Genomic DNA, 12699 nt, shown 5'->3' on the forward strand with positions numbered 1-12699 from the left:
GCCGATGCCGGTAACAACGACTCGGACAAAATGACGTGCCACTGAAAGCACGCTTGGAAAGTGACCGGGAAACAAACAGGGCAGGGCGAGAGTAGCCGAAATTCTCGGTTGCCACGGCAGGCAGACTTCTGGCGACTTTGGCTCGTCGGACTGATGATGTTCACCGTGCGCTGGATCGAGCTGCTGGTCGTCGCGGTTTTCACTTACCAGGTCACCGGCTCTGCCTTCATCGTCACGATGATGACGCTGCTGCGCCTTCTGCCGATGGCCTTGTTCGGCGCATTCATGGGCGCATGGGCCGACCGCCTCGATCGCAGGCTGGGTATTCTGGCCGTGCTCGTGGCCCTATTGCTATCGTCCGCAGCCATTGCAGGTCTTGCCTGGGCCGGTCGGCTCGAGGTGTGGCATCTCGCCGTATCCTGCTTCATCAATGGCACCGCGTGGGCGACGGACAATGCGCTGCGGCGCATCATGATCGGCGAGGTGGTCGGCGCCGACAAGATGGCGACCGCGATGGCGTTCGACATCGGCGCAAACAATGCGAGCCGCATGGTCGGTCCTGCCGTGGGCGGCGTACTGATCGCGACCGCCGGTATCGAGCAGGCCTACATCGTCAGCGTCGGGCTTTACCTTGTCGGCATCGGCGCCGCGTTCGGCCTCAAATACCGCGAGCCCTTCACGCATCTCGCCGGCGCGGGCTCGACGCTGAGCCGCATCGTCGAAGGATTGCGCGAGGCGCGGCGCAGGCCCCACCTGCTTGGCATTTACCTCGTGACCGCGATCTACAATATCTTCGGCTGGCCGATCTACAGCCTCGTGCCGGTGATCGGAAAGGACAATCTCGACCTTGGGCCTGGAGGCGTTGGGCTTTTGTCCAGCATGGACGGCGTGGGCGCGATGCTGGGCGCCGCGTCGGTCGCCATGCTGGCGAGGCCCGCGCATTTTCACGCGCTCTATGTCGGCGCCGTCGCGGTTTTCCAGCTGATGATGGTCGGCTTCGCGCTGATGTCCGAGCCGTTCATGGCCGGAACGTTCCTGGTGATGGCGGGCATCAGCGGCGCCTGTTTTGCCGTCATGCAGACGACCCTCATCTATCGCGCGGTGACGCCGGAGTTGCGCTCGCGCATGCTGGGCCTGCTGTCGGTCAGCATCGGCATCGGGCCGATCGGGTTTCTGCAGATCGGCCTGTTCGCAGAGGCACTCGGCGCCGGAGCCGCGGTGATTATCAGCTCGCTCGGAGGTCTGCTCGCGCTCGCCCTGACATTTCCGCTATGGCGCCCGCGCGGCGACGCCGATTAGCTGGGTGTCGGGCCAATGACTGGAAAAAAATGCCCGCGCCGATACTGCGCGGGCGCGCAGTGTGTTTGCGCTCAGGAAAAGAGCGAAAGCTTGCCGTGTCGCTCGGCGAGCAGATAGTAGAATGCGACGCGGGACTTGTCGCGATCTCCGTGCATCTTCTGGCAGACCTCGACAACGGATTTGTCGAGCTCGGCGTCGGAAGCCGTCAGCCCAAGCTTTTGCTTGAGGAAGCTTTCGCGAACACGATCGTGTTCGGCCTTGTCCTCGCAGGCGACGAACGAACTGTCGCGGCTATGCAGCGCGGCACCAAGGTACTTTACGATGCCGTTGACCGCCGATTCATTGGCCGCCGCAACGTATTTCTTCACGTCGTGCGACCAATCGTGAACTGTCGTCATGCCTCAACTCCCCTCTCATGTTGGAAGCGGGCAGGATAGGCGGTCGTCCGGAACAGATCGTGATCGCAGGATCGCGCGTTTGAGCTAAATTGAATGCAGGCCACGCGCTTTCGATCCAGCTACGCCAGCTGCTTCTGCAGGCGGCTCGGCAGCTCGCGCACGCGGATACGGATAGACGCAGTGCCTATGCGCCGCCTGGATTGTGCTGAGCGCTCGGCCGCGCAATCCCGCGCAACGCGGTCGCGGCACCTGAGCCGTCGGTCAGAGCGATGTCGCCGAGCGAGATGATCCCGACCAGCTCCTTGTCGCGGTTGAGCACGGGCAGCCGCCTGACCTGGATGTCACCCATGTTGTCGGTGACGTCCTCGATCTCCTGGTCGTCGAAGCAATACATCACTTCCGACGACATGACGTCGCGCACCTTGGTGTCCGGCCCCTTGCCGCCTGCGACCGCGCGGACCGCGATATCACGGTCGCTGAGCATGCCCACCAGCCGGCCTTCGTCACCTACCGGCAGAATTCCCGTATCCATGACCGCCATCATTCTGGCGGCCTGTTGCAGGTTCTCCTCCGCATTGATGATCGCGACGTCGCGTGTCATTGCTTCACGAACTCGCATGGCATGTTCCTTTCAGCTTGGCTGTTTTTCCCGCGCAGCTTTCCGCTCCGGAGCAGTCTTGCTTTGCTCAGTCGTGAGCCAGGATTGCCGAAGATCTTCGGGAAGAGCATCCTGAACCTTCGCGACCTGGCCGGCAGAGACGTGCCGCGAGAGCACGCCGAACACACTGCGTATGCCTTGCTCGGCATTCACCGGCCGGATATCCGAAAGCCATCGCTGAACTTCAGCGACGAATGCATCGCGATCCCAATCGGTCGGCTGCTTGGAGGGTTGGAACTGATCGTAATAGACGCCGCGGACCAGCAGCGGCAGCTCCGCACCGAGATGTACTGCAAGAGTAACTGGCAGCCGATCGCGCAGCTTGTGGAGCACGACCGAAAGCACCTTCCAGGCGACCTGCCGATCAGGCCCGACCTCGGCCTGGATTTCGTTCAGCCAGATGTTCGTGGTTTGCAGCGTCTTGTCGAACACGTCGAGTCCGGATGCGCTCATCTTGTCCTCCGGGGTTCGTACGGGTTCAACGGCGAACGCTAGCCGTTGCTTATCGTTCCTCAGCCGACTGTCGCGACATCCTTTCAAGATTTCCCGCGCCGCTTGAGGAACGCTGCGGCGTTGCCGCCTCGCAAGGATCTGATCGCGGTCGTCAAACGCCATCTACGGCGACTGCACCGTGAGCAGCTTCGGAAAAATTCAGTGCGGCGTTCGCCGCCGCAAGCCTGCCGCCCGACAGTCTGGACGCGATGGGGCGGCGGAGAGGTCTGCGGCCGGACACCGGTGTTCTTCGGCCCGAACAGGACGCTCTCCGGGAGGTTCCCCGGCCGGCGGGAGGCGTCGCGGGGGCACGACAATTTGACCCAGCCGGATGCAAAATTCTGCAGAAAATCGAGGAACCGCCCGCCACAAGGCCTGATTGATATACCGCGGACGTGGAATGGTCCGTGCAAGCACGGGAGATAACCTATGTGCGACTACAGCCTTGAGAACGTTGCATCAAGAGCAGCAATCGCCGGCGAGAAGCTCATATCGACTCGATTCCCGAATGCGATGACGAAGGGATTCGCCGGCGTCGGTGAGCCGGGCATTGCCGTTTGCCTCCGCCCGGGCACCGAACTCGCTTTCGACGATACTGTCGAATTCGAGAAAAGCTGTGTCGAAACGATGCGCACAAACCAGAAGGTCGCGACCTTCCGGCAGATCGACCTCGACAACCGCTTTGCGCATCATGATGCGCTCGAGTTTTCCGACGGACAGATTGTCAGGCTGTCGAGTCTGATTCCGGGGCAGACCGCAGTGATTGTGCAAATGCCGTACGACGCGACCGAAGAGCCGGCCGCTCATGAGCATGAGCACACCGAGCTCGACAAGGTCACGCCGCTATAGCGGCGCGATGAGGTGACGGGATAACGCGAAGGTAGCTCCATCCGAGACTACCTTCGTCCGTCGAGACGACGCGTGAATAGATTAATCCGCGAGCGCCGCGGGTCGGCGTCAATCGCGGACAGAAAGCTAGTGCGCCCGGGTGAGCATTGGAGCAGGCCGAAGATGCCAGCCAAGCAACCAAGAAAGACGACGAAGAAAGCGGGTCGAAAAGCGCCCAAGCGCTGGTCGAAGAAAGTGACCGAGACCAGCGACGCCATGACGTTGGACGAAGGCGTCTTCAAGAAAAGCCCCCATGCCATTGCACTGTCGCTGAAGCGATCGGCGGAGCGCAGCCGCCGCCGTAAATCGACACCATTCCGCTCCGCCATGTCCATGCTGACGTTCTATGTCAACCGCGGAGGCAAGAATCTTTCCGCCGCGCAGAAGCGGAAGCTCAACGAAGCGAAGGACGAACTGCGCGAACTGTACGGCAAGGCGGGCTGAGCGTCGCGGAACCGTCCGCGGCGCGCCCGCATATCTCTCACGTACTTGCATTTGCTGTCAGGCGCGGAGCGTGGCGATGCCGGAACTTTCGATCTCGAAGGACAAAATCGACTTTCTCGTCACCAAGGCGCGCGAGTTCGCCGGCAAGGACATCGCCGTGGATCCGGACGATGCCTCTAACCCGACCGACGACCGTGTCGTCGACGTGCTGGAGGACCGTGGTTCTCATGACGCAGTGGTGCGCGAGTTCGTCGGCCTGGTCAACGCACTGAGCACCGACGAGCAGGTCGATCTCGTCGCCTTGATGCGGCTCGGTCGCGGCGACGGCGGCGTCGAGCAGTGGCAGGAGCTGCGTCGCGAAGCCGCGCGTGGCCATAACGCCCACACCGCACGGTATCTGCTCGGCGAGCCACTATGCGGCGACCTGATCGAGGAAGGCCTCAACCAACTTGAAGCGGCCTGACCATGGGCACAGCCGATGGCTCCACCCTGGTGTTGCGTGCCGCCCGCTTTGCCTGCGAACGTCACGCCGGCCAGAGCAAGCCGCGCCAGAAGCGTCCGGTCGCCGATCATTGCCTGGAGGTTGCGCTGCTCGTGAGCGAAGCCGGACAGCCGCCCGTGGTGGCGGCGGCGGCGCTGTTGCATGACACGCTTGAAAAGACGGCAACGACGGCGGATGAGCTCGAGGCGGTGTTCGGTCCGCGCATCCGCGCGCTGGTCGAGGCCGTCACCGACCTGCCCGGCGAGTCCGACGAGACAACGCGAGCCCGCCTGCAGCGCGCGCCTGCCGAGGCGCAGTTGATCAAATGCGCCGACATCGTCAGCAATCTGGAGGCCCTGGCGCGCGCCGGCGAACTGACCGGCAAGGATCTCAGTGACAAGGCGGCAACGCTGCAGGTGCTGCAGCACGCCGAGCCGTCGCTTGCCGAACGCGCAGCGCGCATCATCGCGCGCGGGACGCCGGGCGGCGCCGGTTGAGGCGCGTCTAGCGAATGAGGTTCGAGCCGATCGACAGCTGCGGGTGCTTCGCGGCGACATCAGGTGTCAGCTCGCCCGTCACCCGCGTGTAATGATCGAAGCCGATCACGCCGCCGGTCTTGACGTTATCGATGATGTTGCTGTGCACCAGCGCCGGCCCGGCGCCGGGCGCGACCGATAAAGCGATGCCGACGTCGGCCGTGCGGATAACATTGCCGGTGATCGCGACGTCGCGCAGATAGCGACCCCAGCCGGCATAGATGCCGAAGCTTTCGGCGTTCTCGATCACATTGCCGGTGACCGAGACATCCGCCTCGACGGAGATGGCGATGCCTGAGCGGTCGTCCGGCGCCGGGTTCTTGCGCCGGTTGAAGACGTTGCGCAGGATATTGCCCTGCACGACGGCGATGCGGCCGCCTTCGTTGAAATTGGCGGCGACCGCGCCGATCGCGCACATATCAACCACGTTGTTGGCGATGATCGCGCCCTCGAAGCCGAACTCCGAATAAAGCGCAACCTCGCGCACGTCGGTAACGCTGTTGCCGACGATCTGGATATTGGAGGCGGAATTGCCGCGGATGGCCGAGAAGTCGCAGTTGCGGATGCGATTGCCGCGCACGATCACGTTCGCCGCCCGATACGCGTTGATGGCGTTGCCATACTGACCGGAGCCGCCGGGCCCCGCGACGATGTCCTCGAGGCGGTTGTCGATGACAAGCGTGCCATCGTCGCCCATCTGGTGGCGGATGATCTCGATGCCGTTGCTGCGCGTGCCGAGGATGGTGTTTTGCGCAACCAGCAGACCCTGCGCGTCGAACGAGGTGAAGGCGGTGGTCGCGGTGTTGCGGAAGATGTTGTTGCGCACCTCACCGGAAACCTGATCGAACCAGATCGCATTGGCGCCGCTGTCGATGAATTCGCAGTCGACGACGCGCACCTCACGACCGTTCTCGCAGTGGAACAGGCCGCGACGGCTCGGCAGACCGATCAGGCTGCCGTCCAGCGTCAAGGCCGTGAGCGAAACGTTCGATGCGCCTTCGCTTGTGAGCAGCGACGGCCCGCCGCCGGCAAACTCCAGCCGTGTGGCACCGCGCACGCCGACGAGATGTGCATTCGCCGGCAAGCGCAGGGCCCGTGTGCGGTAGACGCCGGGCGGCAGCGCGAGCGGTGTGCCCGTTCTTGCCGTATCGTCGACTGCGCGTTGCAGAGCGCGCGTCTGATCGTCAGGGCTGCCGGGCCGGACACCAAGCTGGGTCGCATCGCGTCCAAGTGCCGACATCAGCGGCGCGGCGCTGGCCGGCGTTGCAACAGCGCCGGCAGCACCCGCGGCGAGCGCAGTGGCTGACGTGTTCAAGAGGTGACGGCGGCTCACATCCATGGGTCTACCTTTGGCTAAAGCATGATGAGTTCAAGTTTGCCGTCATGCCTGCAAGGCGGACATCCAGTACTCCGCAGCAGCATTTGCGACGACGCCGAACGGTGCTCATCGACCCTACAAACCTGATTTCATCATGCACCAAATCGTCATCCGGCGAATGAAGCATCTGTTCCGGATTGGGGTGGAATTAGCCATGAGGGATTAGGTTAAAGCTAACGATACGCATCAAAGCTTAGGCTGTTCGCACCGGGCTGCGCAGGCGCGCTTGACCACGGCGGCCGTCGTTGCGACTTACGTTCCACCCGCAAGTGGAAAGAGCAGGTTAATGCCCGACGTCGCCGTTGTGGTGGCCGCATATAACGCCGAGGCGACGATCCGCGAGGCCGTGGAGAGCGTGCTGTCGGCGAAGGTCGACTGCGTGGTCTATGTGGTCGACGATTGCAGCCGCGTGCTGGCGAACGAGGTCCTTCACGGTCTCTCGGACCGCATCGTCTTCATCCGCATGGAGCAGAACAGCGGGCCGGCTGCGGCCCGCAACGCAGCGCTCGAGCTGATCCTGCAATCGGACTTCAAATACGTCGCCATTCTCGATGCCGACGATATCTCCGCGCCCGGTCGGCTTGAGAAGCAGGCGGCCTTTCTTGACGCCCACCCCGACGTCGGCGCATGCGGCTCGTATATGCGCGAGTTTCACGAAGTGACCGGCGAGACGATCAGGATCTTCAAGCGGCCCGCCGCGCCGGACGACGTTCGTGACATCATGTTCTTCAACATGGGCGTCAACCATGCGAGCGCGATGATCCGGACGGACGCGCTGCGCAAGGTTGGATTGTACTCGCTGGATTACAAGGCCGCGGAGGACTACGAACTGATGCGCCGGATCGGCACGCATTACAAGCTCGCCAACATTCCCGAGTGTCTGGTGCACTACCGCATCTCCTCGCGCGGCCAGTCGCACCGGCTGCGCCGGCGCCAGGTCTACGAGCGGATGCTCGTGCAGCTGAAATACTTCGAGATCTCTCAGTGGCGTGCCTGGGCCGGTATCGCCCGGTCGTTCGCGGCGATGATCGCGCCGCCGCGCATCATGCAGGCGGGCGAGGCGGCCCGGGCCGCGCGCGGAAGCGCGAACGAGCTTCCGTTACCGCGGTAGGGCATTCCTTCACGGCGCGAGGCCTGCGCGGCGCCGCATCGTATAGCGTGCGCTGGCGATCGAGATGCCCCAGACGAGCCCCAGCAGCATGTAGTAATGGCGCCAGTGATCCACGTCGATGATGAAACTCTCGAACGTTGTCACGACGAAGGTCGAGAAGACAATGATGTAGAGGTTGCGCCACGGTGTCGGCTGCAGGACGGCTCGCGTGCCCAGGAGGAGTGTCGTGGCGATCAGGATCAGGTAGATCAGGCCGCTCAGCCATCCGCCCGACATGAAGGCGTTCAGGAACGAGTTGTGGGTATGTTCAGTGAAGAAGCGCGCGAACTGCAGCGGGCCAATGCCGAAGGGATAATCCAGCGCCATCTCTGCGCCCAGCAGGTGACGGCCGAAACGGCCGAACCGACCCACGTCGTAGGATTGAGTGAGGCTCGCGCGCTCTTCGAACAATGATGCGACCTGATCGGACGACAACAGCGCGATGATGGCTATGACGCCGAGCGCAATGCTGAGCGACGCAAGCAGAATGATGCGCACGCGCTGGCGATTGGTCGGAGCCGTGATGTACATCAGGATGACGGCCAGCATCGCCGATCCGACGAACACGGCCCAGGCTCCGCGCGAGAAGGCGAGGAAGTTCGCCAGCGACAGGATCAATAGCGCGCAGGCGCTGCGAAAGGCGGGCCAGAACGAGCTGTCGACGATGCGCTGGACGCAATAGACCGCGGGATAAACCAGGAACGCGCCGAGCACGTTGGGATCCTTGAAGGTGCCCTTGGCGCGTCCGGCGTAGGTGAGAAGCTCCTCCGTGCCGGGGATCAGATGAAAGTAGCCGACAATGGCTGCGACCGCGGCGATCAGCGCGCCGAACAGGTAGCCGCGGCTGAGTGCGTCGAGCCGCCCGGCGGTGTCGTCGACGAGCGTGAGCGCAAAGAACGTACAGGCGAGCGCCATGTACCAGGAGGTGAGGATCCAGTAGATCACCTCCGGCTTCTCCATCACCTGGATCGCACTGACCGAATAGCCGATATTGAGGCCGACCAGCAGCACGATCAGAGGAAATGCCGCGCGGGGCAGCCGCAGGCCGGTGACGATCATGACGATGAACGCCATGATCATCGCGAGCTCGAACGGGCTCGGTTCGATGAAGACGATGGCGCCGGCCGCCCCGATCAGCCAGAAGAACTTGCGCTGCAAGGCCGCAATTCCTTGCGTCACATGCGGAGACTGCAGGTCCGTGCGGTCAGTGCCGGCAAGATAGGTCATTCGTCAGCCTTATCGACGCGCAGCCCGTGCGCCGTGTCGATCGTTCGAGATTGCACGCGTCAGGCGAGGAATGACCGACGTTTGCCCTCCGATGAAAGGCGAACTCCGACGCCTCGCAATAGTGAAAACATATGGTTAAAGGATCGCTAAGGTCCGGCGCGGATTGCCGTTCGCATCGACGATCGGCGGCAACATGGCTACAATTCCACAAGATTTGCAGCGATCGTGCCCGCGTCGCTAAACGAGCGGCGGGCGAAGTCAGCAAGCTTCCGGGCACGACCGATCTTGGCAATGCACGAGGAGTGGCTTTGCCAACGTCAGGTTGATCCTGAACTACTCGTTCACCTGACCTCCGATTGCGCTTTTTGACAGAGTTGCCTCACGGATCAACCGCTCGCAATTGTCCATCAGTGCCGACTTGCTGAAGAGCTTCAGGTGCTGCGGAATTTGCGCCTTGCAGCTTTCATAGAGCGTGGCATCCGTGGTCAGCCGTGTCAGAGCTGCCGCAAGCGCCGGCGCCGAGTCCTTGGCAACAACCATTCCGCAGGGGCCGATGGCCTCTGGCAGGCCGCCGCTATCGGCTCCAACCACGACGCAGCCGCAGGCGAGCGCCTCGACGGCGGAAATCGGCAGGCCTTCGAACCAGCGCGAGGGCATTGCCATCAGGCGATGGCGCGCGAGCGTGCGCGCCAGGGTTTCGCCGCGCAGCGCGCCTGTGAATTCGACTAGCTCAGCAAGGCCATGTGCTGAAGCCTGCGTCTTGAGCGCCTGCTCCTCCGGTCCCGAGCCGATGATGGTCGCACTGAGCGGCGTTCCCTCCGCCGCGAGCGACGCCAACGCGTCGATCAGGATGTCGGCGCCTTTCTCCCGCACTAGTCGTCCGAGAAACACGACGTCGCGATCCCGCACGACATCGGGCCACGCATGGAAGGTCGCCTCGTCATAGGTGTTGTAGATGACCCGGCCCGGAAGATCGGCGGCTTCGCGATACGCCTCGCTGACAAAGGCGTTGTGTCCAAGCATGCAAGCCATACGCTTGAGCGCGCTGAAGCGCGGACCTGGCCCTGTATCGGTCGCAAGCGGAGAGTGATGCACGAGCACAAGCGGCCTGCGCACCAGGAGGATCGGCCAGAGCAGGCGGAGGCTGACCTGATTGTGCCAGACAAGATTGGCAGCCTTGAACAACCTCAGCAGCTCGAGTGGGCCTGGGTTGCGGACGATGCGAAAAGGAAAGGTCGCAGTGTCCTCGTCCGTCGCCGGGCTCACGGTCACAACGGTGATGTCATAACCGCGCTCGGCGAGCCCGGTGGCGAGCGTCAGGCCGGCGGTCTCGGTGCCGCCGATGCGCGGGTAGAAGTCGTAGGAGCAAATCAGAATCCGCATAATCATTCCGTCATGAAAATCATGAATGTGAAGTCAGGTCTCTCGCCGCCGCCCGGCTCACCAGGAATCTCGCCGTCAGCAAAGCCGACGACGTCAGGATGTAGGCGAGCGCGGATCCCCATAATCCCGCGAGCGGCGTCAGCACGAGATTGAGCGCCGCCGACGTCAGTGCGCCGCAGACCGCAATCACTGCGATGGCGCGGTCGCGATGGAACGCATAGATGGCGAAGCCGTAGCTGTCGGCGGCGATGCGCACCAGCGTCGCCAGCAGGATCAGCCAGAACACCGGCAGATAGTCGTTCATCAGCGGCCGATCGAGAAAGCTCACGAGAAACGGCGTCAGCGCCGCGACGCCGCCGGCGAACAGCACCGCCCAGCCGGAGGCCGTGATCTGCAGTTGCCGCTCCAGCGCGCGGAATTCCGCGCCGGTGCGCTCCTTGGCGGCGGTGATCAGCGATGCGATGCGCGTCTGCACCACGCTGAAAACGACGAGCGAATGCACGACATTGGCGATGGACCAGAACAACGAGTAGACGCCTGAGAGCTCGAGTCCCAGGAACAGCGAGATCAGGAAGCGATCGGCGAAGGCGCTGACAGTGCCGCTGATGTCTCTGATGTAGAGCAGGAAGCTGCCGCGCAGCGCGCCAAGCAGCATGTGTCCTTGCAACTGCACGTAGCGCCAGCGGCCTTGTCGCAGCAGCAGACAGACGAGGATGAGACACGTCAGGACGAGCGCGGCGCACCAGAAGGCCAGCAGCATGTTCAGGCTGCGCGTTTCCGGGACGAGCAGCCCCAGCGCGATCACCGGCAGCGGCCAAAGCCCCTGGCGCAGAAAGTTCAACCAGTTGGCCAGAAAAATGCGCCGGCGTGCGATCAGCACGTCGCTGATCTCTGTCGCCAGCGTTTCCATCAGGAGGATCGCGCCGCATAGCAGCGCAAGCGTCAGCGGTATCGGTCGCCCGGCGAGAATGAAGCCGAGCAGCACCAAAGGTTGGCCGATGAGGTGGATCAGGAGGGTAAGTGCCGAACGGCTCGCGACCAGTGGCAGCGCCTGGGCCAGCGGCAGCTCCACGATCCGCCGTACGATCCAGTCGGTGAGGCCAAGTCCGGCGACGGCCGGGACAATGATGGTGCTGCCCACCAGCAGTCCGTAAATGCCGAGGTCGGACAGGGAGAGATAGCGCGCGGTGTAGATCGCCAGCAGGAACTTCGAGCCGGTCATGCCGGCGCGCAGGCCAAATAGTGTCAGTTGACCGAACGTCTGCCTGAACTTCCCGCCTGGAATTGACAACGACACGCCCTTCATCGAGCCAAATAGGCGGTCGATCATAGTTTCAATAGCTTAAAGAACTCCGGCATGGCGGCCGCGCGGACTGGCCTCATGCGAACGTTCAGAGCGGCTCCGTGTCCTGCGCGGACAAGATCGCGTTCACATCGTCGGCGCGTTTATTGCTGAAGTGCAACGTCTGGCGGCGTTCCCGAACTGAGATTGAACAACCGGGTGTTAGCAGCGCAATTCAACTTGCCACCAGGGTTAAAATGGTGAGTGGCGGAACGATAAAGATCACACACGAACCGGCGATCGGCCGTCAAAGGTGCGCGAACCTGCCCGGCGCCCGCCTGGTCAGGCGATAGACAGCCGCCGGCGGCACATTGAGCAGGGCGCGGTCGAGCAGCGTCGCCTTCAGCCCGAGCCTGTCGAGAACCGGCCGGGGCACCGGGCATCGCATGCCGTAGGTGAACTGATAGAAGGCTGCACCGGGCCGCATGTAGCTGAAGGCGCCGCTGAGAATGGCGACGATCTTGCGCGTCGACATGTTCAGAAGCGGCAGGCCGCTGATCACCGCGCCGACCGGCGCCCCCTCGAACAGCCGGCTGCCGGCCAGCCGTCCGGCATCCATCCAGAGCACGCGGGCGCCAGGAAAACGCATTTGCAGCAGCCGCGTGAAATCGGAGCCGTATTCGATCAAGGTGAGATCTTCCTGCGGAACGCCGCGCTGCAGAAGCTTGGTGGTGAAGGCGCCGGTGCCGGGCCCGAGCTCGATGATGGGTCCGGTCGATGCGGTGATCTCGCGGGTGATCAATTCCGCCAGCGCGATGCCGGACGGCGCAATCGCTCCAACACGGCCGGGCTCCGACATCCAGGCGCGAAAGAAAGAGAGCAGGTCCTGCGACATGTCGGCTCCGACGTCATCTGATGCGAGCGAGATGCCTCTCGATTCAGACTCACGTCTGACGCGTGGCGTGCAAACGTCGCTGTCGTGCATTACGACAACATTGCGCGCGGCTGCGTCTGGCGGAAATTCGTAGTCACGATCACGTTGCAAGCGAGGTCGCGCGCCCGCGACAGCTCTGTGCGCGGCGG

Annotated in this window: 14 protein-coding genes; 6 read left to right on the forward strand and 8 right to left on the reverse strand. The window is 63.1% G+C overall.

What is annotated here, in order from left to right; translation table 11 throughout:
• The first annotated feature begins 108 nt into the window (after window positions 1-108).
• Entirely contained in the window at window positions 109-1299 is a 1191-nt protein-coding gene (locus RCO31_RS16670) for an MFS transporter (protein ID WP_308969546.1), read from the forward strand.
• 71 nt (window positions 1300-1370) lie between these two features.
• Here RCO31_RS16670 and RCO31_RS16675 read toward each other — a convergent pair whose 3' ends face one another.
• The 3 genes from RCO31_RS16675 to RCO31_RS16685 form a co-directional block, all read right to left on the reverse strand.
• Window positions 1371-1697 carry a DUF2853 family protein gene (locus RCO31_RS16675; RefSeq protein ID WP_308969547.1) on the reverse strand — a complete coding sequence of 109 codons (327 nt, stop codon included), beginning with the start codon at window positions 1695-1697 and terminating at the stop codon, window positions 1371-1373.
• 184 nt (window positions 1698-1881) lie between these two features.
• Complete coding sequence (locus tag RCO31_RS16680; RefSeq protein WP_308969548.1) at window positions 1882-2316, reverse strand: CBS domain-containing protein; 435 nt, start codon at window positions 2314-2316, stop codon at window positions 1882-1884.
• A gap of 12 nt (window positions 2317-2328) precedes the next feature.
• Entirely contained in the window at window positions 2329-2808 is a 480-nt protein-coding gene (locus RCO31_RS16685; protein ID WP_308969549.1) for a DUF2267 domain-containing protein, read from the reverse strand.
• A gap of 468 nt (window positions 2809-3276) precedes the next feature.
• Between RCO31_RS16685 and RCO31_RS16690 the strand changes: the two genes are divergently transcribed.
• From RCO31_RS16690 to RCO31_RS16705, 4 genes are all read left to right on the forward strand, one after another.
• Window positions 3277-3696, forward strand: coding sequence for a hypothetical protein (locus RCO31_RS16690; RefSeq protein WP_308969550.1), 420 nt, complete (start codon window positions 3277-3279; stop codon window positions 3694-3696).
• 162 nt (window positions 3697-3858) lie between these two features.
• Window positions 3859-4179 (forward strand): DUF3175 domain-containing protein, encoded by a 321-nt coding sequence (locus tag RCO31_RS16695; RefSeq protein WP_308969551.1) that lies wholly within the window; start codon window positions 3859-3861, stop codon window positions 4177-4179.
• Window positions 4180-4255: 76 nt separating this feature from the next.
• Window positions 4256-4642, forward strand: coding sequence for a DUF3775 domain-containing protein (locus tag RCO31_RS16700; RefSeq protein WP_308969552.1), 387 nt, complete (start codon window positions 4256-4258; stop codon window positions 4640-4642).
• Window positions 4643-4644: 2 nt separating this feature from the next.
• The gene (locus RCO31_RS16705; RefSeq protein WP_308969553.1) at window positions 4645-5157 is read left to right on the forward strand and encodes an HD domain-containing protein; all 513 of its coding nucleotides are present in this window, start codon (window positions 4645-4647) and stop codon (window positions 5155-5157) included.
• A 7-nt stretch (window positions 5158-5164) separates the two neighbouring features.
• Here RCO31_RS16705 and RCO31_RS16710 read toward each other — a convergent pair whose 3' ends face one another.
• Entirely contained in the window at window positions 5165-6535 is a 1371-nt protein-coding gene (locus RCO31_RS16710; protein ID WP_308969554.1) for a TIGR03808 family TAT-translocated repetitive protein, read from the reverse strand.
• Window positions 6536-6860: 325 nt separating this feature from the next.
• Here RCO31_RS16710 and RCO31_RS16715 point away from each other — a divergent pair, with 325 nt between their 5' ends.
• The gene (locus tag RCO31_RS16715) at window positions 6861-7685 is read left to right on the forward strand and encodes a glycosyltransferase (protein WP_308969555.1); all 825 of its coding nucleotides are present in this window, start codon (window positions 6861-6863) and stop codon (window positions 7683-7685) included.
• A 9-nt stretch (window positions 7686-7694) separates the two neighbouring features.
• On the opposite strand, the gene RCO31_RS16720 is transcribed toward RCO31_RS16715, so the two are convergent.
• From RCO31_RS16720 to RCO31_RS16735, 4 genes are all read right to left on the reverse strand, one after another.
• Window positions 7695-8951, reverse strand: coding sequence for an O-antigen ligase domain-containing protein (locus RCO31_RS16720; RefSeq protein WP_308969556.1), 1257 nt, complete (start codon window positions 8949-8951; stop codon window positions 7695-7697).
• A gap of 333 nt (window positions 8952-9284) precedes the next feature.
• Entirely contained in the window at window positions 9285-10334 is a 1050-nt protein-coding gene (locus tag RCO31_RS16725) for a glycosyltransferase family 4 protein (RefSeq protein ID WP_308969557.1), read from the reverse strand.
• A gap of 19 nt (window positions 10335-10353) precedes the next feature.
• A complete protein-coding gene (locus RCO31_RS16730) occupies window positions 10354-11664 on the reverse strand; it encodes a hypothetical protein (protein WP_308969558.1) in 1311 nt (436 codons plus the stop codon).
• A 259-nt stretch (window positions 11665-11923) separates the two neighbouring features.
• Entirely contained in the window at window positions 11924-12511 is a 588-nt protein-coding gene (locus tag RCO31_RS16735) for an SAM-dependent methyltransferase (protein WP_308969559.1), read from the reverse strand.
• Window positions 12512-12699: the final 188 nt, after the last annotated feature.

Origin of the sequence: Bradyrhizobium sp. LHD-71 (genome assembly GCF_031157255.1) — a bacterium.
GTDB lineage: Bacteria > Pseudomonadota > Alphaproteobacteria > Rhizobiales > Xanthobacteraceae > P52-10.

Coding starts and splice junctions, on each gene's coding strand:
- RCO31_RS16675 (WP_308969547.1), bottom strand. CDS start 1,697: ATGACGACAGTTCACGATTGGTCGCACGACGTGAAGAAATACGTTGCG.
- RCO31_RS16680 (WP_308969548.1), bottom strand. CDS start 2,316: ATGCGAGTTCGTGAAGCAATGACACGCGACGTCGCGATCATCAATGCG.
- RCO31_RS16685 (WP_308969549.1), bottom strand. CDS start 2,808: ATGAGCGCATCCGGACTCGACGTGTTCGACAAGACGCTGCAAACCACG.
- RCO31_RS16690 (WP_308969550.1), top strand. CDS start 3,277: ATGTGCGACTACAGCCTTGAGAACGTTGCATCAAGAGCAGCAATCGCC.
- RCO31_RS16695 (WP_308969551.1), top strand. CDS start 3,859: ATGCCAGCCAAGCAACCAAGAAAGACGACGAAGAAAGCGGGTCGAAAA.
- RCO31_RS16700 (WP_308969552.1), top strand. CDS start 4,256: ATGCCGGAACTTTCGATCTCGAAGGACAAAATCGACTTTCTCGTCACC.
- RCO31_RS16705 (WP_308969553.1), top strand. CDS start 4,645: ATGGGCACAGCCGATGGCTCCACCCTGGTGTTGCGTGCCGCCCGCTTT.
- RCO31_RS16710 (WP_308969554.1), bottom strand. CDS start 6,535: ATGGATGTGAGCCGCCGTCACCTCTTGAACACGTCAGCCACTGCGCTC.
- RCO31_RS16715 (WP_308969555.1), top strand. CDS start 6,861: ATGCCCGACGTCGCCGTTGTGGTGGCCGCATATAACGCCGAGGCGACG.
- RCO31_RS16720 (WP_308969556.1), bottom strand. CDS start 8,951: ATGACCTATCTTGCCGGCACTGACCGCACGGACCTGCAGTCTCCGCAT.
- RCO31_RS16725 (WP_308969557.1), bottom strand. CDS start 10,334: ATGCGGATTCTGATTTGCTCCTACGACTTCTACCCGCGCATCGGCGGC.
- RCO31_RS16730 (WP_308969558.1), bottom strand. CDS start 11,664: ATGATCGACCGCCTATTTGGCTCGATGAAGGGCGTGTCGTTGTCAATT.
- RCO31_RS16735 (WP_308969559.1), bottom strand. CDS start 12,511: ATGTCGCAGGACCTGCTCTCTTTCTTTCGCGCCTGGATGTCGGAGCCC.